This is a genomic window from Telluria antibiotica (genome assembly GCF_011682055.1).
Classification (GTDB): Bacteria; Pseudomonadota; Gammaproteobacteria; order Burkholderiales; family Burkholderiaceae_D; genus Telluria; species Telluria antibiotica.
Genome location: NZ_JAAQOM010000032.1, coordinates 1 through 21,233, shown reverse-complemented (window position 1 = coordinate 21,233; position 21,233 = coordinate 1). Strand labels below are relative to the sequence as shown.

19 protein-coding genes are annotated in these 21,233 nt (G+C 65.5%); 3 read left to right on the top strand and 16 right to left on the bottom strand.

What is annotated here, in order from left to right:
- Nucleotides 1–249 precede the first annotated feature (249 nt).
- The 16 genes from HAV22_RS30385 to ndk all read right to left on the bottom strand — a co-directional run bounded on the left by HAV22_RS30385 (nucleotide 250) and on the right by ndk (nucleotide 17,362).
- Nucleotides 250–792: a phosphoribosyltransferase gene (locus HAV22_RS30385; RefSeq protein WP_166865465.1), complete on the bottom strand. Its 543-nt coding sequence runs from the start codon at nucleotides 790–792 to the stop codon at nucleotides 250–252.
- Nucleotides 793–868: 76 nt separating this feature from the next.
- A complete protein-coding gene (locus HAV22_RS30380) occupies nucleotides 869–2,182 on the bottom strand; it encodes an adenylosuccinate synthase (RefSeq protein WP_371869785.1) in 1,314 nt (437 codons plus the stop codon).
- Complete coding sequence (locus HAV22_RS30375; RefSeq protein WP_166865461.1) at nucleotides 2,182–3,336, bottom strand: ATP phosphoribosyltransferase regulatory subunit; 1,155 nt, start codon at nucleotides 3,334–3,336, stop codon at nucleotides 2,182–2,184. The genes HAV22_RS30380 and HAV22_RS30375 overlap by 1 nt, the downstream gene beginning before the upstream one ends.
- Before the next feature lie 251 nt (nucleotides 3,337–3,587).
- A complete protein-coding gene (gene hflC, locus HAV22_RS30370) occupies nucleotides 3,588–4,466 on the bottom strand; it encodes a protease modulator HflC (protein ID WP_166865458.1) in 879 nt (292 codons plus the stop codon).
- A complete protein-coding gene (hflK, locus tag HAV22_RS30365) occupies nucleotides 4,466–5,752 on the bottom strand; it encodes an FtsH protease activity modulator HflK (protein ID WP_308789254.1) in 1,287 nt (428 codons plus the stop codon). The genes hflC and hflK overlap by 1 nt, the downstream gene beginning before the upstream one ends.
- 63 nt (nucleotides 5,753–5,815) lie before the next feature.
- Entirely contained in the window at nucleotides 5,816–6,979 is a 1,164-nt protein-coding gene (gene hflX / locus HAV22_RS30360; protein WP_166865470.1) for a GTPase HflX, read from the bottom strand.
- A gap of 29 nt (nucleotides 6,980–7,008) precedes the next feature.
- Nucleotides 7,009–7,245: an RNA chaperone Hfq gene (gene hfq, locus HAV22_RS30355; protein WP_036168820.1), complete on the bottom strand. Its 237-nt coding sequence runs from the start codon at nucleotides 7,243–7,245 to the stop codon at nucleotides 7,009–7,011.
- A gap of 377 nt (nucleotides 7,246–7,622) precedes the next feature.
- The gene (der, locus tag HAV22_RS30350) at nucleotides 7,623–8,966 is read right to left on the bottom strand and encodes a ribosome biogenesis GTPase Der (protein ID WP_166865452.1); all 1,344 of its coding nucleotides are present in this window, start codon (nucleotides 8,964–8,966) and stop codon (nucleotides 7,623–7,625) included.
- Between the two features lie 6 nt (nucleotides 8,967–8,972).
- Nucleotides 8,973–10,118 (bottom strand): outer membrane protein assembly factor BamB, encoded by a 1,146-nt coding sequence (bamB, locus tag HAV22_RS30345; protein WP_166865449.1) that lies wholly within the window; start codon nucleotides 10,116–10,118, stop codon nucleotides 8,973–8,975.
- Between the two features lie 117 nt (nucleotides 10,119–10,235).
- Nucleotides 10,236–10,889 carry a YfgM family protein gene (locus HAV22_RS30340; protein ID WP_166865447.1) on the bottom strand — a complete coding sequence of 218 codons (654 nt, stop codon included), beginning with the start codon at nucleotides 10,887–10,889 and terminating at the stop codon, nucleotides 10,236–10,238.
- Between the two features lie 69 nt (nucleotides 10,890–10,958).
- Nucleotides 10,959–12,305, bottom strand: a complete 1,347-nt coding sequence (gene hisS / locus HAV22_RS30335; protein WP_166865444.1) for a histidine--tRNA ligase — start codon at nucleotides 12,303–12,305, stop codon at nucleotides 10,959–10,961.
- A 107-nt stretch (nucleotides 12,306–12,412) separates the two neighbouring features.
- A complete protein-coding gene (gene ispG / locus HAV22_RS30330) occupies nucleotides 12,413–13,699 on the bottom strand; it encodes a flavodoxin-dependent (E)-4-hydroxy-3-methylbut-2-enyl-diphosphate synthase (RefSeq protein WP_166865441.1) in 1,287 nt (428 codons plus the stop codon).
- Between the two features lie 7 nt (nucleotides 13,700–13,706).
- Nucleotides 13,707–14,738: a RodZ domain-containing protein gene (locus tag HAV22_RS30325; protein ID WP_166865439.1), complete on the bottom strand. Its 1,032-nt coding sequence runs from the start codon at nucleotides 14,736–14,738 to the stop codon at nucleotides 13,707–13,709.
- Nucleotides 14,739–14,748: 10 nt separating this feature from the next.
- Nucleotides 14,749–15,561, bottom strand: a complete 813-nt coding sequence (pilW, locus tag HAV22_RS30320; protein ID WP_166865436.1) for a type IV pilus biogenesis/stability protein PilW — start codon at nucleotides 15,559–15,561, stop codon at nucleotides 14,749–14,751.
- On the bottom strand, nucleotides 15,561–16,733 hold the full coding sequence (gene rlmN / locus HAV22_RS30315; protein ID WP_166865468.1) for a dual-specificity RNA methyltransferase RlmN: 1,173 nt from the start codon (nucleotides 16,731–16,733) through the stop codon (nucleotides 15,561–15,563). Before rlmN ends, pilW begins: the two co-directional genes overlap by 1 nt.
- A gap of 203 nt (nucleotides 16,734–16,936) precedes the next feature.
- Entirely contained in the window at nucleotides 16,937–17,362 is a 426-nt protein-coding gene (gene ndk, locus HAV22_RS30310) for a nucleoside-diphosphate kinase (RefSeq protein WP_047824070.1), read from the bottom strand.
- Between the two features lie 267 nt (nucleotides 17,363–17,629).
- On the opposite strand from ndk, the gene HAV22_RS30305 reads away from it, so the two are divergent.
- From HAV22_RS30305 to HAV22_RS30295, 3 genes are all read left to right on the top strand, one after another.
- A complete protein-coding gene (locus tag HAV22_RS30305) occupies nucleotides 17,630–18,313 on the top strand; it encodes a Bax inhibitor-1/YccA family protein (RefSeq protein ID WP_166865433.1) in 684 nt (227 codons plus the stop codon).
- 340 nt (nucleotides 18,314–18,653) lie between these two features.
- On the top strand, nucleotides 18,654–18,998 hold the full coding sequence (locus tag HAV22_RS30300) for a DUF2946 family protein (RefSeq protein ID WP_166865430.1): 345 nt from the start codon (nucleotides 18,654–18,656) through the stop codon (nucleotides 18,996–18,998).
- A gap of 82 nt (nucleotides 18,999–19,080) precedes the next feature.
- Nucleotides 19,081–21,084, top strand: a complete 2,004-nt coding sequence (locus tag HAV22_RS30295; protein WP_166865428.1) for a TonB-dependent receptor — start codon at nucleotides 19,081–19,083, stop codon at nucleotides 21,082–21,084.
- Nucleotides 21,085–21,233 lie beyond the last annotated feature (149 nt).

Genomic DNA, 21,233 nt, shown 5'->3' with positions numbered 1-21,233 from the left:
GGTCGGGGATTTACCTCCACGATTAATGCTCGACCTCTATCGCCAGCCTTCCACCCTGTATTCTTTCATGCCCCGGGGCGGCCGCTCTGCAATGACCGTTAGGGTGGGCACCCCGTGCCCACGCGGATGCCAGCGGGCCGCGAACGTTCGCGTGGGCACAGGGGTGCCCACCCTACGACTGCAGACGCGACGCAAATGAAAAAGGGCGGCACCGTGGTGTCGCCCTTCTCTTTTTGCGCCGACTGCGGATCAGTTCTGCTCGAACTTCTTCAGCCACGACGACAGCTGATGCGGACGCAGGCCATCGTAATCCTCGAACGGCTGGTGGATCCACGGATTGTGCGGCAGGTCGACCAGGTGGTAGTCCGGCTTGATCGACGACGTGCCCTTGACCCAGATGACGGCCGAACGCACTTCCGTCACGTCCTGGTAGTTCTGCTGCAGGTGCTCGCGCACGCGCATCAGGGTGACGCCCGAATCGGCCAGGTCGTCGACGAGCAGGATGCGCCCGGCCAGCGGGCCCTTGGTCATCGTCATGTACTTGGCGATGTCCAGGTCGCCCTGCTTCGTGCCCGCTTCTTCGCGGTACGAGCTGGTCGACAGGATCGCCAGCGGCACGTCGAAGATGCGCGAGATCGCGTCGCCCGGGCGCACGCCACCGCGCGCGAGGCACAGCACCATGTCGAATTTCCAGTTCGATTCGTACACCTTCAGCGCCAGGCGCTCGATCAGGCGGTTGTATTCATCCCAGGAGACCCACAGGTCCTTGTCGGTCGATGGAGGCGTCGTCATTTGGATTTTTCCCTAGTTTCTGCTTGTGGCTGACGTCCCCGCCGCGCGGGTGGCGCGGCAGGAACCATATTTCACATCACGCTGCGAACGGGTGGCGCAGCACGATGGTTTCTTCGCGGTCCGGACCAGTGGAGACCATGTCCACCGGAACGCCGACCAGTTCTTCGATGCGCTTGATGTACGCGCGCGCGTTGGCCGGCAGCTCATCCATCGACTTGGCGCCGACGGTGGTGCCCGTCCAGCCCGGCATCTCTTCGTACACCGGCACGCAGGCCGCGGCTTCTTCCGCGCCGACCGGGAAGATGTCCACGTCGCGGCCGTCGATCTTGTAGCCGGTGCACAGCTTCAGGGTTTCCAGGCCGTCGAGCACGTCCAGCTTCGTCAGGCACATGCCGGACACGCCGTTGATCTGCACGGAGCGGCGCAGCAGCGCGGCGTCGAACCAGCCGCAGCGGCGGGCGCGGCCCGTCACGGTGCCGAATTCATGGCCGATGCGCGACAGGTGCTCGCCCACGCCGGCGTCCGTCGGCAGCTCCGACGGGAACGGGCCCGAACCCACGCGGGTCGTGTAGGCCTTGGTGATGCCCATGATGTAGTGCAGCATGCCCGGACCGACGCCCGAACCGGCGGCGGCATTGCCCGCCACGCAGTTCGACGACGTGACGAACGGGTACGTGCCGTGGTCGACGTCCAGCAGCGAGCCTTGCGCGCCTTCGAACAGCAGGTGGCCGCCGGCCTTGTGCGTCGCGTACAGCGCGGACGACACGTCGCCGACCATCGGACGCAGGCGCGGCACGAGCGCCATCGCATCGTCGTACACCTTCTGGAAGTCCAGCGCCTGGCCGCCCAGGAAGCCCGTCAGCACGAAGTTGTGGTATTCCAGGTTCTCGCGCAGCTTCTCGGCAAAACGGGTTTCGTTCAGCAGGTCGGCGATGCGGATCGCGCGGCGCGCGACCTTGTCTTCGTAGGCGGGGCCGATGCCCTTGCCCGTCGTGCCGATCTTGTTCACGCCGCGCTTGGCTTCGCGCGCGACGTCGATGGCGACGTGGTAAGGCAGGATGACGGGGCACGCTTCCGAGATCTTCAGGCGCGACGCGACTTCGACGCCGGCGGCTTCCAGCTTGTCGATCTCGCGCATCACGTCCGGCACGGAGACGACGACGCCGTTGCCGATGTAGCAGGCCACGCCTTCGCGCATGATGCCCGACGGGATCAGTTGCAGCGCGGTCTTCTGGCCCTTGATGACCAGCGTGTGGCCGGCGTTGTGGCCGCCCTGGAAACGTACCACGCCGGCGGCATGGTCGGTCAACCAGTCGACGATCTTACCCTTGCCTTCATCGCCCCACTGGGTGCCGATGACAACGACGTTCTTAGCAGTATTTGACATCATTAGCCTAAGTTTTTGAGAATCCAATTTCCTTGTTCGAGGACGAGCACGCGGTCGCACTCGAACTCATCCTGTACATTGTCGTGACCCGGCATCGACTGGATCACCGTTTCGCCGCTCTTGCGCAGTTCGGCGATTTTTTCGCGCAGTTCAGGCGCGTTGCCCCACGGGGCACGAATGGAGTGCTTGCGCTCGGCCGTCGGCAGCAGGCGCGCGAGTTCGCGCAGGTCGAGCGAGAAGCCCGTCGCGGGACGCGCGCGGCCGAAGGCCTCGCCCACGTGGTCGTAGCGGCCGCCGCGCGCGACGGCGTTCGGCAGGCCCGGTACGTACAGCGCGAACATGGCGCCGCTTTCATATTGGTAGCCGCGCAGGTCGGCGAGGTCGATCGCGATTTCGGCGCGGCCGAGGACCGAGCCTGCCAGCGCCGCGAGTTCCGCCAGCGCGCGGGCGATGCCCGGCAGCGGCGGCAGCAGGTCTTTCGCGCGGGCCAGCACGTCGATGTCGCCATACAAGTTCGGCAGCGCGAGCAGCGCGGCGCGGGTCGGTTCGGTGTAGCTCGCGGTGGCATCGACCAGGCCCGGCACGTCCTTCGACCGCAGCAGCGCATACAGCAGCTGTTCGTCGCGCTTGGCGGCGGCATCCTCGGCGAGGATGGCGCGCAGCACGCCCGCGTGCGACAAGTCGAGGCGCGGTTGGTCGAAGCCCGCCAGCGCCAGCGATGCGAGGGCCAGCTCCTGGATCTCGGCGTCCGCCTCCAGGCCCGCGTGGCCGTAGATCTCGGCGCCGATCTGCAGCGGCTCGCGCGTCGCGTGCAGGCCGGACGGCTGCGTGTGCAGCACGCTGCCGGCATAGCACAGGCGCGTCACCGTGTCGCGGTTCAACAGGTGGGCGTCGATGCGGGCGACTTGCGTCGTCATGTCGGCGCGCAGGCCCAGCAGGCGGCCGCTCATCGAATCGACGAGTTTGAACGTGCGGAGATCGGTGTCCTGTCCGGCGCCGGCCAGCAGCGAATCGACGTATTCGAGCAGCGGCGGCATCACGAGTTCGTAGCCGTAGGTACGGAAGGTGTCGAGCATCAAGCGGCGCAGCTCTTCGATCTTGCGCGCTTCGGACGGCAGGACGTCGGCGATATTCTCGGGCAGGAGCCAGGTGGGCATGGGCAAAGCGGGTCGGATTATTAAAAGTCGGACAACATTCGGGCAGCGCGAGCGCGGCTTTGCACGCGTTCACTCCGCCGAATCGACGATTTTAACCGAAAACGCGGGCCGGTTGGCGATGAAACGAATGCTAACGTTGCCGATACTCCACGTGAGAGAGTCCGTGGAATGCATGGTGGGCACGGGGTGCCCACCCTACGGCGGCGTCAATTCGTAGGGTGGGCACCCCGTGCCCACCGAACGCGGCCGCATCATTTGCCCGCGCCGGGGCCCTTGAAATACTTGAAGAACTCGGAACTGGAGTCGAGGACGATGACGTCGTTCCGGCCCTTGAACGTGGCCTTGTACGCCTCCATCGAGCGATAGAACCGGTAGAACTCCGGATTCTTGCCGAACGACTGGGCATAGATCTGCGACGCCTGCGCATCGCCCTCGCCCTTGATCGTCTCGGCGTCGCGCTGGCCTTCGGCGAGGATCGTGTTGCGCTGGCGCTCGGCGTCGGCGCGGATCGTTTCCGCCTCGGCCGCGCCCGTCGCGCGCAACGCGTTCGCCACGCGCACGCGGTCGGCCTTCATGCGCTCGTACACGGCGTTGTTCACCTGGTCGACGAATTCAATGCGCTTCAGGTGCACGTCGAAGACTTCGATACCGAGATCCTTCGCGTTCTGCGCGAGGTCGGTGCGCACGGCGGCCGCGACGTCAGCGCGCTTGCCGCCCGTGAGCACGTCGGCCAGGTTGCGCTTGCCGATCTCGGCCGTGAGCGCATTGCGCACGAACTGGTTCAGGCGCTCGGCGCCGCGGTCCGCGTTGCCGCTCACGGCGATCACGTACTGGCGCGGGTTCACGATGCGCCATTTGACGAAGGCGTTGACGAGCAAGTCCTTCTTTTCGGCCGTCATGAAGCGCTCGCCGTCCGGCGTGTCGAGCGTCTGCAGGCGCTTGTCGAGATACACGATGTTCTGGAACGGCGGCGGCGCCTTGAAGTTCAGGCCCGGTTCCTGGATCACCTCGCGCAATTCGCCCAGGGCGTACACGACGGCGTAGCGGTGCTGGTCGACGACGAACATCGAAGACGCCACGAGGGCTACGACGAGGGCACCCCCGATCAGGATGGCAAACAGGCGGCCCATCAGCGGCTCTCCCGTTCGCGGCCCGTATCGCGGCTGCGCAGCTCGCGCGTGCGCGGCGACTCCCCCGACGCCGCGTCCGGCTGCGTCGAGGTCGACGATTGCGGCTGTTGCGGCTGCTGGGCCGGCTGGGCCGGATTCTGCGGCGGCACCATCACGGGGCCGGAGCCCGCGCCGCGCGCCGCCTCGTTGGCCGTCGACTGGGCCAGCAGGCGGTCCAGCGGCAGGTACACCTGGTTGGTGCCGTTCTTCGTGTCGATCATGACCTTGCTCGTGCTGGAGAGGATTTGCTGCATCGTCTCGATATACATGCGGTCGCGCGTGACGGCCGGCGCCTTCGCGTACTCGGCGACGACCTTGTCGAAGCGCGCGGCGGCGCCCGTCGCCTGGTTGACGACCGTGGCGCGATAGCCTTCCGCGTCCTGCACGAGGCGCGCGGCGCGGCCCTTTGCCTGCGGGATGATGTCGTCGGCGAATGCCTGCGCTTCGCTGCGCGCCCGCGCCCGCTCTTCCTGCGCCTTGCCGGCGTCCTCGAACGCGGCGGCCACCTGGTCCGGCGGCTGCACGGACTGCATCGTCACGCCGACGATGTCCGCGCCCATCTTGTAGCGGTCGACCATGCGCTGGATCGCTTCGCGCGCCTGCGCCCCGAGCTTGTCGCGGCCTTCGTACAGGACGGTGTCCATGCGGTTCTGGCCCACGAGTTCGCGCACGACGGTCTCGGCCGCGTCGCGGACGGTCTGCACCTGGCCGCGGTTGTTGAACGCCCAGGCGACCGGGTCCTTGATCCTGTACTGCACGGAGAACTGGACGTCGACGATGTTCTCGTCGCCCGTCAGCATCAGCGCCTCGTTCGGCTGCTTGTTGCGCACGTTCGCGCGGTAGCCGATCTCGGCCGTCTGCACCTGCGCCGTGTTGACGATGTCGTGCGCCTGAAACGGCGCCGGCCAATGCCAGTTGAAACCGGCGCCCGTCACGTGCGACAGCTTGCCGAACGTCGTGACGATGCCGACCTGCCCTTCCTGCACGATGAACGCGCCGCTGGCGAGCCAGATCAGCAGGGCGATGGCGCCGACGACGGTGGCCGTCAGGCCGATGCCGCGGGCGTCCGGACGGAACTTGCCGCCGTCCCCGCCGCGCTTGCCGCCGAACAGGCGGTTCAGGCGCTGGTTGAAGTCGCGCCACAGCTGGTCGAGGTCGGGCGGGCCGTCGTTGTCGTTCTTGTCGCTGTTGTTCGGGCGGCGGCCTTCGTTCGACTTGGGTTTGTGGCCCCAGCGTGGATCGTTCAAGGACAGCAGAGGGCCGCCGGCCTTGCGTGTGCCGATCCGTTTAATCAAAGAAACAAGCATAGACTAATGGGGTCCGGGATGGGGAGTCGCGGGCGCAAGGTCGGCATGCGCATAGCCGACTTCCTCGCCTTCCTGCTCGTCGGCGTCCGGTATGGCCGCCGGGCTGCCGGCCGCTTCGACGATCGCGTCGCGCAACAGGTCGAGGCCCGCGCCGCTCCTGGCGCTGATGAAAACGCGGCTGATCTTACCATATTCATCACGCTCGATTCCCGGCTCGAGGCCCGCGGCATCGATCTTGTTCCAGACGAGGATCTGGGGAATATGGTCGGCGCCGATCTCGCGCAGCACCTCGTTGACCTGGTCGATCTGCTCCATCCGCACGGGCGAGGCGCCGTCGACGACGTGCAGCAGCAGGTCGGCGTGGATGGTTTCCTCGAGGGTCGCGCGGAACGCGGCAACCAGCTGGTGCGGCAGTTCGCGCACGAAACCGACCGTATCGGACACGACCACGTTGCCGGTGTCGGGCCCGAGGTACAGGCGGCGCGACGTCGTGTCCAGGGTGGCGAACAGCTGGTTCGCGACGTACACGCCGGCCTTCGTCAGGGTATTGAACAGCGTCGACTTGCCGGCGTTGGTATAGCCGACGAGCGACACGGAAAACGTCTGGTTGCGCCCGCGCGAACGGCGCTGGGTCTCGTGCTGCTTGCGCAGCTTCGTGAGGCGCGTGCGCAGCATCTTGACGCGCTCGCCGATCAGCCGGCGGTCGGTCTCGAGCTGGGTTTCGCCGGGGCCGCGCAGGCCGATACCGCCCTTCTGGCGTTCCAAGTGGGTCCAGCCGCGGATCAGGCGCGTGGCCAGGTGCTGCAGCTGGGCCAGTTCGACCTGCAGCTTGCCCTCGTGGCTCTGCGCGCGCTGCGCGAAGATGTCGAGGATCAGGCTGGTGCGGTCGACCACGCGCACGTTGAGGCGCCGCTCCAGGTTACGCTGCTGGGCGGGCGACAGGGCGTGGTTGAAAATGACGATCTCGACCTTGTCGGCGAGAACGGCCTGCGCGATCTCGTCGGCCTTGCCGCTGCCGACGAAATGCGCGGGATCGGGACTGTTGCGCTTCGCGGTGATCGTGGTGACCGGTTCGGCCCCAGCCGAGCGCGCCAACAGGGCCAGTTCTTCGAGGCTGGCCTTGAAGTCGCCAGCGCCGAAATCGATACCGACCAGTGCGGCGCGCATGGAGTTGCCGGAAACGTCAGCCATCGACCTCACTCGGCGTCTTGTTCGAGGTTGAGGTTGACGGCGCGGGCCGGAACGACGGTGGAGATAGCGTGCTTGTAAACCATCTGGGTGACCGTGTTACGCAGCAGGACCACGTACTGGTCGAAGGACTCGATATGGCCCTGGAGCTTGATCCCGTTGACCAGGTAGATCGAGACGGGGACGTGCTCTTTGCGCAAGGCGTTGAGGAATGGGTCTTGTAACAGTTGCCCTTTGTTGCTCATGACAGCTCCGTGATGTTGTTGTCGTATAAAAATTGTGGCGGGATGCCGTATTTCAAGTGGCTGCGCCAACATTCTCAAGCTGTGAATGTTCGCCCAGGCTCACTGTAACCTGTTTTGGTGTTTTTTGTCGTACTGCTATGGTTAATCCTGGCTTAAAAAGTGCCGGCGGCGCTCGAAAAATATTTATCGCAAACGGATTTGCATACGTTCGGTGGGCACGGGGTGCCCACCCTACGATGACATTATCGCAAATAGATTTGCATACGTTTGGTCGGCACAGGATCCCACCAAACGATGACGCCATGATTCCGCCCGTAGGGTGGGCATTTGGGGCCGGGGGCCCCAAATGAAACGTGCCCACCATGCGTCACCCAGGGTTATTCGCGATTCTTGTCGAACGGGTTCTTGCCGCTCTTCAGTTCGATCCGCAGCGGCGTGCCGATCAGGTCGAACGTGTCGCGGAAATGCTTCTCCAGATAGCGCTTGTACGGCTCCGTGATGCCGTCCAGCGCATTGCCGTGGATGACGATGATCGGCGGATTCTGGCCGCCCTGGTGGGCATACCGCATTTTCGGACGCGTACTACCTTTCCGCTTCGGTTCCTGCTTCTCGACGGCTTCCTGCAGCGCGCGCGTCAGGCGCGGCGTCGACAGCTTCGCGGTCGCCGCCGCGTACGCCGTGTCGATCGCCTTCATCAGGTGGTTGATGCCCGTGCCCTTCAACGCCGAGATGAATTTCGTCTCCGCGAAATCGAGGAAGTTCAGCTTGCGGTCGATGTCGTTCTTGATCTGGTCGCGCTGGTCGGACGTGAGGCCGTCCCACTTGTTGACCGCGACGACGAGCGCGCGGCCCGTCTCCAGGATGAAGCCGGCGATGTGCGCGTCCTGCTCGGAGATGTCCTGCTGCGCGTCGAGCATCAGCACGACGACGTTCGCCTCCGAGATCGACTGCAAGGTCTTCACCACCGAGAATTTTTCGATGGCTTCGAACACCTTGCCGCGGCGGCGGATGCCGGCCGTGTCGATCAGCGTGTAGTTCTTGCCGCCCTTCTCGAACGGCACCTCGATCGAATCGCGCGTGGTGCCCGGCATGTCGAACGCGATCACGCGCTGCTCGCCGACGAGGGTGTTGATGAGGGTCGACTTGCCGACGTTCGGACGGCCCACGAGCGCGATCTTGACGCCGTAGTCGGCCGGCTCCAGCTCTTCCTCTTCCGCGGGGCGCTGCTGCACGGCTTCGTCGATGGCTTCGTTGACGAGGTCCAGCACGCCGTCGCCGTGGGCGGCGGAGATCACGTACGGATCGCCCATGCCCAACTCGTAGAAGTCCGCCGTGACGGACGTGTACTTCATGCCCTCGCTCTTGTTCACGACGAGCATGACCTTGCGGCCCGACTTGCGCAGGAAGTCGGTGATGGTCTTGTCGTGCGGCGTGAGGCCCTGGCGGCCGTCCACGATGAACATGACGATATCCGCCTCGGCGACGGCCTGGCGCGTCTGCAGCGCCATCTCGTGCATGATGCCTTCCTTGGCGACCGGCTCGAAACCGCCGGTATCGATAACCAGGAACGGCCGTTCGCCCATGCGCCCTTCGCCGTAGTGGCGGTCGCGCGTGAGACCGGGCAGATCCGCCACAAGCGCGTCGCGCGAGCGGGTCATGCGATTGAATAGGGTCGACTTTCCGACGTTGGGACGACCTACGAGTGCGATTACCGGCTTCATTGAATCTTATTCGACCGCGATGGCGGTCACGGTTCCATTTTGTGTTTGAAAAATCAGGTTCGAACCGGCCACGAGGGGCGTCGATTCGATGGCGCTGCCGTCAGTCGCGGCGCGCGACAGGAACGAACCGTCCTCGCGCGACAGGAAGTGGACATAGCCCTGGTAGTCGCCGACGGCGACGGCGCGGCCGTACGACACCGGCGTGGACAGGCGGCGGTACGCCAGCTTGTCGTTCTTCCACGCGCTCGTGCCGCTGTCGCGGTTGTACGCGTAGACGGCGCCCTTGTCGTCCGGGACGAACACGAAGCGCTGGTCGGCGGCCACGCCCACTTCGGACGACAGGTCGCGGGTCCAGCGCGGGCTGCCCGTCGCGAGGTCGAAGCATCCGACGCGGCCCTGGTACGACACGGCGCACACCTCGTCGTCGATCACGACCGGCGTGCCGCCCATGTCGGTGACGCGCTCCAGCTCCGTCGCGCCGCGCGCGACGCCGACTTCGATCTCCCAGCGCGGCGCGCCGGTGGCGAGGATCAGCGACATCAGCTTGCCGCCCGGCTGGGCGATCAGCACGTCCTTGTCGTGGATGACCATGCCCGGAGCCAGGCGCAGCGTGAGTGCCGGCGCGGTGCGCTGCACGGTCCATTTCTTCTGGCCCGTCTTGGCGTCGTAGCCGACGATGCGGTTGTCGATGCTGCGCGCGACGACGATGCCCTGGCCGACGACCGGCGACGACAGGATCTCGGACGACAGCTGGGCATCCCACAGCTTCTTGCCGTCCATGTCGAACGCGAGCAGCATGCCCTTGGCGCCACCCAGCACGATGACGTTGCCGTCCGTGCCGACGCCCGCCGTCAGGTCCATGCCCGCCTTCGTGCGCCAGATCTGGCGGCCCGTCGCGGCTTCCACGCGCACGATCGTGCCGTCGCCCGCGGCCGCAACGATGGTGTTGTCGGCGACGGCCGGCGAGAACATGTTGTTCTGCGATTTGCCGACTTCCAGCTTCCACGCCGTACGCACGGCCATCGAGCCTTTCAGGTCGACGAGCGGCGTGGGCTGGTTGCCCTTCGGTTTCGACGCGAACGGGTTGAGCGAGGAGCAGCCCGCCATCAGGGCGAACATACCGACACCAACGAGCTTCCGGGTAATACGCATGTGTTTTTTTACCTTGTACTCAAAAACGTCGTTCCCGCCGGGCCGGCGCATCGGCGCCGCACCTGAGGCGACCTGCCGATGCCCGCGACGCGAGCGGGATGGACGGGTTGTTGTGACTTACGCTGCCGCTTTCGGCGCCGGTGCGGCACCGCCGATCGCATCCAGCTTGACCTGCACGACCTGGCGGCCTGGGTGGTTCTTTGCCATCTTGTCGAGCGCGCCCTGGTACGCGGTGCGGGCGTCGGCCAGCTTGTTTTGCGCGAGGAGGATGTCGCCCTTGCGGTCGAGCACCTCGGCCGCGAACTGCGCGGGGAACTCGCCGTTCAGCTGCGCCAGCGCCTGGTCGTAGGCCTTCTCGTCCAGCAGCACGCCGGACAGGCGCAGCTTCGCGATGGCCTTGTACTCGTCGTCGCCGTGGTCGATCGCCCATTGCAGCTGGGCCTTCGCGGTCTTGAGGTCGTTCGCGTCGAACGCGGCCTTGGCGGCGGCCAGCGCGGCCATCTGGCCGTACGCGGTCGAGCCGTACTTGCCTTCGATGTCGCTCGTGATGCGCTGGATCTTGGCCTTGTCATTGGCCTGGACGGCTTCCGTCAGGCCGTCGTACAGGCCGGACGCTTCCGCGGCCTGCGTGCGCTGGTGCGAATTCCAGAAATTGTAGGCGGCGTAACCACCCAGCGCGATGATCAGCACCCAGCTGATCAAATTGCCGTATTGGCCCCAGAAGGCCTTGAAATTGGCTATCTGTTCCTGTTCTTCGAGATCGTATGCCATGGACGTCGTTCTTAGTCGTTATCGTTGGTTGGGAAAGCACCCGCGCTCGCGCGGGCTACCGGCTACTGATTATGGATGGTAATGCACGTGGTCGTGGTCATGATCGTGGTCGTGACCGCCCACGATCTGGTCGACGATGAAGTCGACAGCGTCGTCGAACGGCACGCTCGACTGCTGGCCACCCGCCTCGCCTTCGCGCAGCGCCTTCACCGCGACGACGCCGTTCTTGACCTCGTCCTCGCCGATGATCACGGCGAATGCGGCGCCGGACCCGTCGGCCTTCTTCATCTGGCTCTTGAAGCTGCCGGCGCCTTGCGGCGTCGCGCAGTGCAGGACGACGTCCAGGCCCGCGTCGCGGATGCGCTCGCCGAGGATGAACGCCTTCATCTGCGCATCCACGCCCTGGTGCACGAGGTACACGTCGCACTGCGCCGGCTGCGACGGCTCGCCCTGCGCCTTCATCAGCTCGATGAGGCGCTCGATGCCCATCGCGAAGCCGATGCCCGGCGTCGGCTTGCCGCCGAACGTCTCGATCAGCGGATCGTAGCGGCCGCCGGCGCACACGGTGCCCTGCGCGCCCAGCAGGTCGGTGACCCACTCGAACACGGTGCGGTTGTAGTAATCGAGGCCGCGCACGAGGCGCGGGTTCACGGTGTACTGGACGTTGTTCGCGTCGAGGATCTTCTTCAGGCCCTCGAAGTGCGCGAGCGACTCTTCACCCAGGTACGACAGCAGCTGCGGCGCCTGGTTGACGAGGTCCTGCATCGCCGGATTCTTCGTGTCCAGGATGCGCAGCGGGTTCGCGTGCAGGCGGCGCTGTGCTTCCGCGTCCAGCTGGTCGATGTTCGCTTCGAAATAGGCGATCAGGTCGGCGCGGTGGCGCTGGCGCTCGTCCGCGTTGCCGATCGAATTCAGCTCGAGGCGGATGTTGTCGAGGCCGAGGTCGTCCCACAGGCGGCGGCACAGCATGATCAGTTCCGCGTCGATGTCCGGGCCGGAGAAGCCGATGGCTTCCGCGCCGAACTGGAAGAACTGGCGGTAGCGGCCGCGCTGCGGACGCTCGTGGCGGAACATCGGGCCCTTGTACCACAGGCGCTTCGGGCCGTCGTAGGCCATGTTGTGCTCGACGACGGCGCGCACGACGCCGGCCGTGCCTTCCGGGCGCAACGTCAGCTGGTCGCCGTTCATCGAGTCGGTGAAGGAATACATCTCCTTCTCGACGATGTCGGTGACGGCGCCGATGGCGCGCGCGAACAGGCCCGTCTCTTCGACGATCGGGGTGACGATCTTCTGGTAGCCGTAGCTCTTGAGCACGGATTCCGCGGTGTTCTCGAACAATTCCCACAGCGGCGCGTCGGCCGGGAGGATGTCGTTCATGCCTTTGATGGCGACGATTTTCTCTTTTTTCTCAGACATTTTGTTTGCTCTTGCAGGGTGGGCACGGGGTGCCCACCCTGCGATATGGTGAAACGCGCGTTGTGTTAATCCCGTAGGGTGGGCACCCCGTGCCCACCGCATGCAACCTACGCGACGGCCTCGCGGCCATAATTCTTTTGTACGTAGTCGAGCACGATCGTCTTGAACTCATCCACGATCCGCTCGCCCCGCAGTGTAGCGACCTTTTGCCCATCCACAAAGACCGGTGCCGCCGGCGATTCGCCCGTACCCGGCAGCGAGATGCCGATGTTCGCGTGCTTCGATTCGCCCGGACCGTTCACGATGCAGCCCATCACGGCCACGTTCATCGCTTCCACGCCGGGATACGTCTTCTTCCATTCCGGCATCTGCTCGCGCAGGAAGGTCTGGATGTTATCCGCCAGTTCCTGGAACACGGTCGACGTCGTGCGGCCGCAGCCCGGGCACGCGATGACCATCGGCGTGAATTTGCGCAGGCCCATCGTCTGCAGGATTTCCTGGCCGACGACGACTTCCTTCGTGCGGTCGCCGCCCGGTTCCGGCGTCAGCGAGATGCGGATCGTGTCGCCGATGCCTTCCTGCAGCAGCACGGACAGCGCGGCCGTCGATGCGACGATGCCCTTGCTGCCCATGCCCGCTTCCGTCAGGCCCAGGTGCAGCGCGTAGTCGCAACGCTTGCCCAGTTCGCGGTAGACGGCGATCAGGTCCTGCACGCCCGACACCTTGCACGACAGGACGATTTTTTCACGCGCCAGGCCGATCTCTTCGGCGCGCTGCGCATTCTCGATCGCCGACGTGATCAGCGCTTCGTACATGACGGACTGCGCGCTCCACGGCTGCGCGCGCGTGGCGTTCTCGTCCATGATGCGCGCGAGCAGTGCCTGGTCGAGGCTGCCCCAGTTGACGCCGATGCGCACGGGCTTGTCGTACTTGATCGCGGTCTCGATCATCTGGGCGAACTGGGTGTCGCGCTTGGCGCCCTGCCCCACGTTGCCCGGGTTGATGCGGTATTTCGACAGCGCCTGCGCGCACTCGGGAAAATCGCGCAGCAGCAGGTGGCCGTTGTAGTGGAAGTCGCCGACGAGGGGGACGTCGACGTCCATCCTGTCGAGCTGCTCGCGGATCGCGGGGACGGCGGCCGCCGCTTCCGGCGTGTTCACGGTGATGCGCACGATCTCGGAACCGGCGCGCGCCAGCTCCTTCACCTGGATCGCCGTGCCGATCGCGTCGGCCGTGTCCGTGTTCGTCATCGACTGCACGACGACGGGGGCATCGCCGCCGATCACCACCTTGCGCGCGCCGTGCTGCACGAGCACGCCGCGGCTGGCGCGGCGCGACAGCGGGCCGGATCCGATCGGCTCGTTGGCGTTGTTCGAAAAAGTCATCTCTTCCATTCCGTTGTTACTGCAGGTTCACGCGCGCCAGCGTCTTGCCCGGCACGGGCGGCAGCGCGACGGCGTTGCCGCGCAACGTAGCCGTCACACCGGACGGATTGCCGACGACGACGCGCACCGGTTGCTCGACGTTGACCGTCTCCGTGCTGCCGCCTTTCACGAGGCGCGACAGCAGCGGCGCGCCGCCCTTCGCGGGACGCACTTCGATCCACGAATCCTCGCGCACGTTCAGCACGAGCGCGTTGGCGCCCGCGGGGGCGGCCGGTGCGGCTGCGGCGGGCGCAGGCGCGGCGGCCGCCGGCGCCTTCGTCACGGCCGGCGTGGCGGCCGGCGCGGGGATCGTCGTCGGCGGCGCACCCGTCGCCGTCGTGCCAGGCACGTTGACGACAGGCCCCGGCGCGGCGTTGGTCGCGGGCGCAGCCGGTGCGGACGCGCTGGCGCTCGGACCCGGCACGGAAATCAACGGCACGGACGGATTCTGCACGGGTTCAACGGTCGTGCCCGGCGTCTCCGTCACGGCGCCGTTCGCGGCCGGTGGCGTGACGGTGGTCGTCGATGCTTCATTACGCTGGCTGCCCGGCACGAGGCCGAAGTGCCATGCGCCGGCAGCGGCGGCCGCGACGACGACGATGCCGCCCGCGATCCAGCCCAGCGGCAGCGACGAGCGCTTGCCGTGGCTGGGGAAGCGCGACTCGGAGAACGAGGCCGGCGTGGGGCGGCGCGTCGCCGTGACGGCGCTCGTGTCGGGCGCGGGTTCCGTCTCCATGGCGATCTGCGCGACGAGCGGCGCCGGATCGAGCTTCACCAGCTTGGCATAGGCCCGCACGAAGCCGCGGGTGACGGCGGGGCTGGGCAGCGAGGCGTAGTCGCCCGCTTCCAATGCGATGACCTGGCGCACGGCCAGTTTCAACTGGTCGGCCACCTGTTCGACGGACCATCCCATCGCCTCGCGCTGGGCGGCCAGGGTCTGGCCAGGGACGCCATGCAAGGAAGGCGGATTATCGGGTGCCGCCGGCTGATCTGCACGCTCGGAAGTCATTGTCGTTGTCTCACTCACTAAATGCACCGCGCTCGAAGGCCGCGTACTCGGGCGAACCGGGGAAGCGCTTGCGCAGCTGCGCGGCGAGCGACGCTTCCGTGGTCCGGTCGCCGAGCATGTGCTTGACCCGGATGGCCAGCCACAGCACGTCGGCCGACAGCGTATCGAGCTTCGCTGTCTCCGTCAGGCGGTTAATGAAAAACCCGGCGCGGGAATAATCGCGCCGCTCGAAATACACCCGGGCCAGGCCGGCGTTCGTCGCCGTCAGGTCGGGATCGTAACGCAGGGCGTCGAGCAGATAGCGCTCGGCCGCGTCGGCATTCTTCAGCTTCAGGCTGCAATTGCCTGCGTTGACCATGGCTTTGACCGGCGTCGCATAATTCGGATTCTTCAGCGCCGCGTCGAAATACGCCATGGCGTCGCGCGGCTTGCCGCCGGCCCCGCACAGGAACAGCCCGTAGTTGTTGGCCAGGTCCGGATTGCGCGGCGCGAGGCGCAGCGCGTGCCGGTAGTTGTCGTCGGCGAGGACGTTCTCGCCCATCGCCGTGTAGATCAGCGCGCGCACGCCGTACGCATCCGCGTACTCGGGGTTGGCGACGATGGCCTGCTTCACCTCGTCCAGCGCCACGTCGTACTTCGCTTCCTGGTAATAGCCCACGGCCAGTTGCAGGCGGATCTGGGCGCGCTTTTCCGCGGCCGTCTGGTCGGACAGCGTCTTGAGCTCGTGCGTCTCGCCTTCCATGCCGCGCCCCGTGCCGGCGCAGGCCGACAGCAGCAGCGGGATCGCGAGCGCGCAGGCGAGGCGTCCGGGCAGCCGCGGCATCAGGACGCGATCTCCACGATCCTGCCGAAGTTCGGGCCGAACTTTTGCTGGTATTCCGCCATCTTGCTCATGCGCTCGTTGACACGGGTGCGGTCCTTGACCTCCCCTGCCAGCTGGCCGCAGGCGGCGTCGATGTCGTCGCCGCGCGTCTTGCGGATCGTCGTCACGAGGCCGGCATCCATCAGCACCTGGGCGAACGCCTTGATGCGCGGGTTCTTCGAGCGCACGAGGCCCGATTCCGGGAACGGATTGAACGGAATCAGGTTGAACTTGCACGACACGCCGACGACCGGATCGTTGACGAGGGCGACGAGTTCGCGCGCATGCTCGTCCGTGTCGTTGACGCCGTCCAGCATGCAGTATTCGAACGTGATGAAGTCGCGCGGGGCGAACTCCAGGTAGCGCTTGCACGCGGCCATCAGCTCGCGCAGCGGGTATTTCTTGTTCAGCGGGACGAGCATGTCGCGCAGCGGATCGTTCGAACCGTGCAGCGACACGGCGAGCGCCACCGGGCATTCCTGCGACAGCTTGTCCATGTTCGGCACGACGCCCGACGTCGACACGGTCACGCGGCGGCGCGACAGGCCGTACGCGTTATCGTCCAGCATCAGCTTCAGCGCGGTGACGGTCGGGTCGAAGTTCAGCAGCGGCTCGCCCATGCCCATCATGACGACGTTCGTGATCTGGCGCTCGCCCTTCGGTCCCGGCTCGATGCCTTTCGTGCGGCGCAGCTCGAACTCGGCCATCCACAGCTGGCCGATGATCTCGGCGACGGTGAGGTTGCGGTTGAAGCCCTGCTTGCCCGTCGAGCAGAAGCGGCAGTTGACGGCGCAGCCGGCCTGCGTGGAGATGCACAAGGTGCCGCGCGTCTCTTCCGGGATGAACACGGTCTCGACGGCATTGCCGTTGCCCACGTCCACGAGCCATTTGCGGGTGCCGTCGCTCGACGTGTGGTCGCTGATGACGGCGGGCGCGCGGACTTCGGCGCGCGTCTTCAGCTTTTCACGGAGCGACTTGGCGAGGTCGGTCATGTCGTCGAAATCGGCGACGCCGAACTGGTGGATCCAGCGCTGCAGCTGCTTGGCGCGGAACGGCTTCTCCCCCAACTCGGCGCAGTAAGCGGCGAGCTGCGCGGGATCGAAGTCCAGCAAGTTGGTGAGAGTTGCCATGATTGAATCCTGTGCCTTCAAAATAAGTCCCGCCCGCCGGGCTCTTCGAGCATGGGCGAGCGGGTTATTACGATGTTAAGCCAGCTTGCGCTGCTCAACGAAAAAAATTTGCTACCAAAGTTTGCGTCATGGTGGGCTCGGCGAGCCCACCCTACGATTCTTTCCTCGCCGCAGGGTGGGCACCCCGTGCCCACCGATCGCGAAGATTAACGCGAGTAGACGTTCAGTGCCGGGAAGTAGTAAGCGATCTCGACAGCGGCCGTCTCGGCAGCGTCCGAACCGTGCACGGCGTTCGCGTCGATCGAGTCGGCGAAGTCGGCGCGGATGGTACCCTTGTCGGCCTTCTTCGGATCGGTTGCGCCCATCAGTTCGCGGTTCTTGGCAATCGCGCCTTCGCCTTCCAGCACCTGGATCATGACCGGACCCGAGATCATGAAGTCGACCAGATCCTTGAAGAACGGACGCTCTTTGTGGACGGCGTAGAAACCTTCGGCTTCGGCGCGCGACAGCTGGGCCATGCGGGCAGCGACGATCTTCAGGCCTGCGCCTTCGAAACGGCTGTAGATTTGGCCGATCACGTTTTTAGCGACTGCGTCAGGTTTGATGATCGACAGGGTGCGTTCGATTGCCATTTAAAAACTCCAATAAAAAGAAAGGTTTAAATCGAGATTTGGGAACTCAATCAACCTTCTATTTTACCATACATCCGTCATCCTACCCATATTGCGCCCACCGCGCGGCAGATGATAGAGTGACATCGGTTAGGCCTCGTCCATACGGTCGCGTGCGCCGGCACTTATGCAGGGCTTAAATCTTGCGGTTCCGACAGCCCGCGGCCTGTTGAAGCGGGGTCCCATCCCCATATGGGGAGCAAAGCGATTTCTTCCACCGGAGGCATTATGATTCCCAGCCTGCAGAAAACCTACGACGTCTCGGCCATCCAGGCCTCGCGTCACCGCGTGCTGCGCAACACTTACTGGTTGCTCGCACTGTCCATGATCCCGACCGTGTTCGGCGCCTACATCGGCCTGCAGATGGCGCTGCCGATCTTCGCCGGCGGAATGGGCGTCCTGCTGTTCTTCGCCATCGCGTTCGGCTTCATCTTCGCGATCGAGAGAACGAAGAACTCGGCGGCCGGCGTGCCGATCCTGCTCGGGTTCACGTTCTTCATGGGCCTGTGGCTGACGCCGCTGCTGCGCTACACGCTGCACTTCTCCAACGGCGGCACCCTGATCATGACGGCGTTCGCCGGCACCGCGGCCGTGTTCGCCACGATGGCGACGATCGCCACCGTGTCCAAGCGCGACTTCTCGGGCATGGGCAGCTGGCTGTTCGCCGGTGCCATCGTCGTGATCCTGGCCGCCTTCGCCAACATCTTCCTGCACCTGCCGGCGCTGATGCTGGCCGTGTCGGTGCTCGCGATGGTGATCTTCTCCGCGTTCATCCTGTTCGACGTGAACCGCATCGTGAACGGCGGCGAGACGAACTACATCAGCGCCACGCTGGCCATCTACCTGGACATCTACAACGTGTTCACGAGCATGCTGCAGCTGCTGGGCGTCGGCTTCGGCGACCGCGACTGATTCCCTGCTTGCGATGACGAGCCGGCCTGCGGGCCGGCTTTTTTATTGCCGAGATTCGGGGTCGAGATTCGGGGTCAGAGCACGTTTTTCTGAAAAATCGGGGTCAGAGCACAGTTCGGGACAATATCTGAGCACACATCGAAGGATCTCGTCGCAGGCGCATCATCACAACCGGGCGACAGCTGAGTTCTGCCCCCCCAGCAAACTTGCTTTTAACATCTTGTTTAAAAAAGTGCTCTGACCCCGAATTTTCACCGGAATGTGCTCTGACCCCGAAGTAGCATTGGCAGGATTGAACGGCCCTGCGTACAATATCCGTTCGCCATCGATTCCATCCTCCATGTCCCGCAGCCTGGTCCACGTATTGCTGTCGCTGTTGCTGCTCATATCGCAGCAATTGTCGCTCGGCCACGGCTATACGCACTGGGCCGAGATCGACGAAACGCTCGTCGAGCAAACGGCCGCCGGCGACGACGATGGCAGCGGCAAGCTGCCAAAGCCCGGCTTGCACGACCTGTGCGGCCAGTGCGCGGCCAGCGCCCAGATCGCCTTCGCGCTGCCGACGACGCTGCGCCAGTTCGTCCCGGCCGAGCCGGCCTACGCCGCCCCGGCCGTGCGCACCACCCCGGGCATCTGCCTGCTCAAGACCTGCCCGTTCCAGTCGCGCGGCCCGCCACAAGCCTGAATAACGTCCCGTTTTTCCCGCACCGCCCGGCACGTCCCGGCGGCGCGGGCCGTTATCCATTCGCTTGAGGTTTTATACAGTCATGAACATCGAACGTACGCTGCTCGCCAGCGCGCTCCTGCTCGCCTTCCACCCGGCCGTCCGCGCCGCCGACGACCAGCAAACCATCAATGAAGGCAAGATCCAGCAAGTCGTGGTGACCGCCAGCCCGCTGCGCAACGGCGAAGGCGACCAGATCCTGACCCCGGCCAAGGTGCTCGCGGGCGACGAACTCCGCGACAAGGTCGGCAACTCGCTGGGCGAGACGCTGCAGAACGAACTGGGCGTGTCCGCATCCGCATTCGGCGCCGGCGCGTCGCGTCCCATCATCCGCGGCATGGAAGGCTCGCGCGTAAAAATGCTGGAAAACGGCATGGCGACGTCGGACGTGTCCGGCCTGTCGAACGACCACGCCGTCGCATCGGAAGGCGCCGTGGCGCGCCAGATCGAGATCCTGCGCGGCCCCGCCGCCCTGCTGTACGGCTCGGGCGCCATCGGCGGTCTCGTCAACGTCGTCAACGAGCGCATCCCGACGGCGCTGGAACCGAAGCCGACGGGCCAGATCGAGACGCGCTACAGCACCGTCGACGACGGCAAGAACGTCTCCGGCACGCTGGACGGCGCCGTCGGCAAGCTGGGCCTGCACCTCGACGGTAACATGCGCAACACGGACGATTACCAGATCCCCGACCTGCGCGTCATGAACGACCCGACGTCGCGCATGAACCGGCTGCCGAATTCCGACACGCGCGAACGCAATGTCGGCGTCGGCGGTTCGTACATCGACGACTGGGGCTACGCGGGCCTGTCGGCATCGCACCTGACGAACTTCTACGGCATCCCGACGAACGCAGGGTCGCACATCGACCAGCGCCAGAACCGCTACGACTTCGACAGCGTGGTCAAGAACCCGCTGGCCAGCCTCGAGAGCGCGCGCGTGAAGGCCGGCTATACCGACTACCACCACGCCGAGCTGGACGACGGCGTGCCCGCGACGCTGTTCTCGAACAAGTCGTTCGAGTCGCGCATCGAGCTGACGCACAAGCCGCTGACGAGCCTCGGCCTGCACGGCACGTTCGGCATCCAGACGGAAAACACGCATTTCTCGGCACTGAGCGCACAAGGCGGTCCGGACACGGTGCCCGTCACCCACTCGACGACGCAGGCCGCCTTCCTCGTCGAGGAGTGGAAGCAGGGTCCGCTGCGCTGGAACGCGGGCCTGCGCTACGAAAACGTCGACCGCAAGCCCGTCTCCAACCGCGAGCGCACGTTCGACCTCGGTTCCGGCTCGATCGGCGCGCTGTGGCCGTTCACGCCGGGCTATTCCTTCGGCGCCACGCTGTCGTATGCGCAGCGCGCGCCCGGGACGGAGGAGCTGTACTCGGGTGGCCCGCACGACGCGACCCTCACGTTCGACGTCGGCGACCCTGACCTGCACAAGGAAACCTCGCGCAACCTCGAACTGTCGCTGCAAAAGACGAGCGGCCTGCTGCGCTGGCGCGTGAACGCCTACCGCAACAACGTCAACAACTTCATCTACGGCCACGTGACGGACGCGATGTTCGACGAGGACGGCAACCCGGGCGGCGACTTCCGCCAGCGCCTGTTCCAGCAGGCCAAGGCCCACATCCAGGGCGCGGAAGCCGAAATGACGTGGAACCAGATCGGCATGGGCTGGAACGGCCGCGTGTTCGCCGACACGTCGCACGGCTACCTCGACGACGCCGGCAACCTGCCGCTGCAGCCGGCCGACCGCGTCGGCGCTTCGATCGGCTACCGCCAGCCGCACTGGCGCACCGGCCTCGAGTGGACGCACGCCCGCGGCCAGGAACGCCTCGCCGCGTTCGAGACGACGCCGACGCCGGCCTACAACCTCGTCGACGCCAACCTGTCGTACACGCAAAAGTTCGACAGCATGGACCTGACGTATTTCCTCACGGCTAAAAATCTGCTGAACGAGGATGTCCGGCTGTCGACGTCGCTGCTGAAGGATATTGCGCCACTGCCGGGGCGGAACATCACGTTCGGAGTCCGCGCGAAGTTCTGATGGCACGCTGATGGTGGGCACAGGGTGCCCACCCTAACGGTCATTGCAGAGCGGCCGCCCCGGGGCATGAAAGAATACAGGGTGGAAGGCTGGCGATAGAGGTCGAGCATTAATCGTGGAGGTAAATCCCCGACCCTAACGTGATCCGC

Coding starts and splice junctions, on each gene's coding strand:
- HAV22_RS30295 (WP_166865428.1), top strand. CDS start 19,081: ATGAACATCGAACGTACGCTGCTCGCCAGCGCGCTCCTGCTCGCCTTC.
- HAV22_RS30325 (WP_166865439.1), bottom strand. CDS start 14,738: ATGACTTCCGAGCGTGCAGATCAGCCGGCGGCACCCGATAATCCGCCT.
- pilW (WP_166865436.1), bottom strand. CDS start 15,561: ATGCCGCGGCTGCCCGGACGCCTCGCCTGCGCGCTCGCGATCCCGCTG.
- bamB (WP_166865449.1), bottom strand. CDS start 10,118: ATGCGTATTACCCGGAAGCTCGTTGGTGTCGGTATGTTCGCCCTGATG.
- HAV22_RS30375 (WP_166865461.1), bottom strand. CDS start 3,336: ATGCCCACCTGGCTCCTGCCCGAGAATATCGCCGACGTCCTGCCGTCC.
- ispG (WP_166865441.1), bottom strand. CDS start 13,699: ATGGAAGAGATGACTTTTTCGAACAACGCCAACGAGCCGATCGGATCC.
- der (WP_166865452.1), bottom strand. CDS start 8,966: ATGAAGCCGGTAATCGCACTCGTAGGTCGTCCCAACGTCGGAAAGTCG.
- HAV22_RS30340 (WP_166865447.1), bottom strand. CDS start 10,889: ATGGCATACGATCTCGAAGAACAGGAACAGATAGCCAATTTCAAGGCC.
- ndk (WP_047824070.1), bottom strand. CDS start 17,362: ATGGCAATCGAACGCACCCTGTCGATCATCAAACCTGACGCAGTCGCT.
- hflC (WP_166865458.1), bottom strand. CDS start 4,466: ATGGGCCGCCTGTTTGCCATCCTGATCGGGGGTGCCCTCGTCGTAGCC.
- HAV22_RS30385 (WP_166865465.1), bottom strand. CDS start 792: ATGACGACGCCTCCATCGACCGACAAGGACCTGTGGGTCTCCTGGGAT.
- hflX (WP_166865470.1), bottom strand. CDS start 6,979: ATGCGCGCCGCACTGGTCGGTATCGATTTCGGCGCTGGCGACTTCAAG.
- HAV22_RS30380 (WP_371869785.1), bottom strand. CDS start 2,182: ATGATGTCAAATACTGCTAAGAACGTCGTTGTCATCGGCACCCAGTGG.
- hfq (WP_036168820.1), bottom strand. CDS start 7,245: ATGAGCAACAAAGGGCAACTGTTACAAGACCCATTCCTCAACGCCTTG.
- HAV22_RS30305 (WP_166865433.1), top strand. CDS start 17,630: ATGATTCCCAGCCTGCAGAAAACCTACGACGTCTCGGCCATCCAGGCC.
- hisS (WP_166865444.1), bottom strand. CDS start 12,305: ATGTCTGAGAAAAAAGAGAAAATCGTCGCCATCAAAGGCATGAACGAC.
- HAV22_RS30300 (WP_166865430.1), top strand. CDS start 18,654: ATGTCCCGCAGCCTGGTCCACGTATTGCTGTCGCTGTTGCTGCTCATA.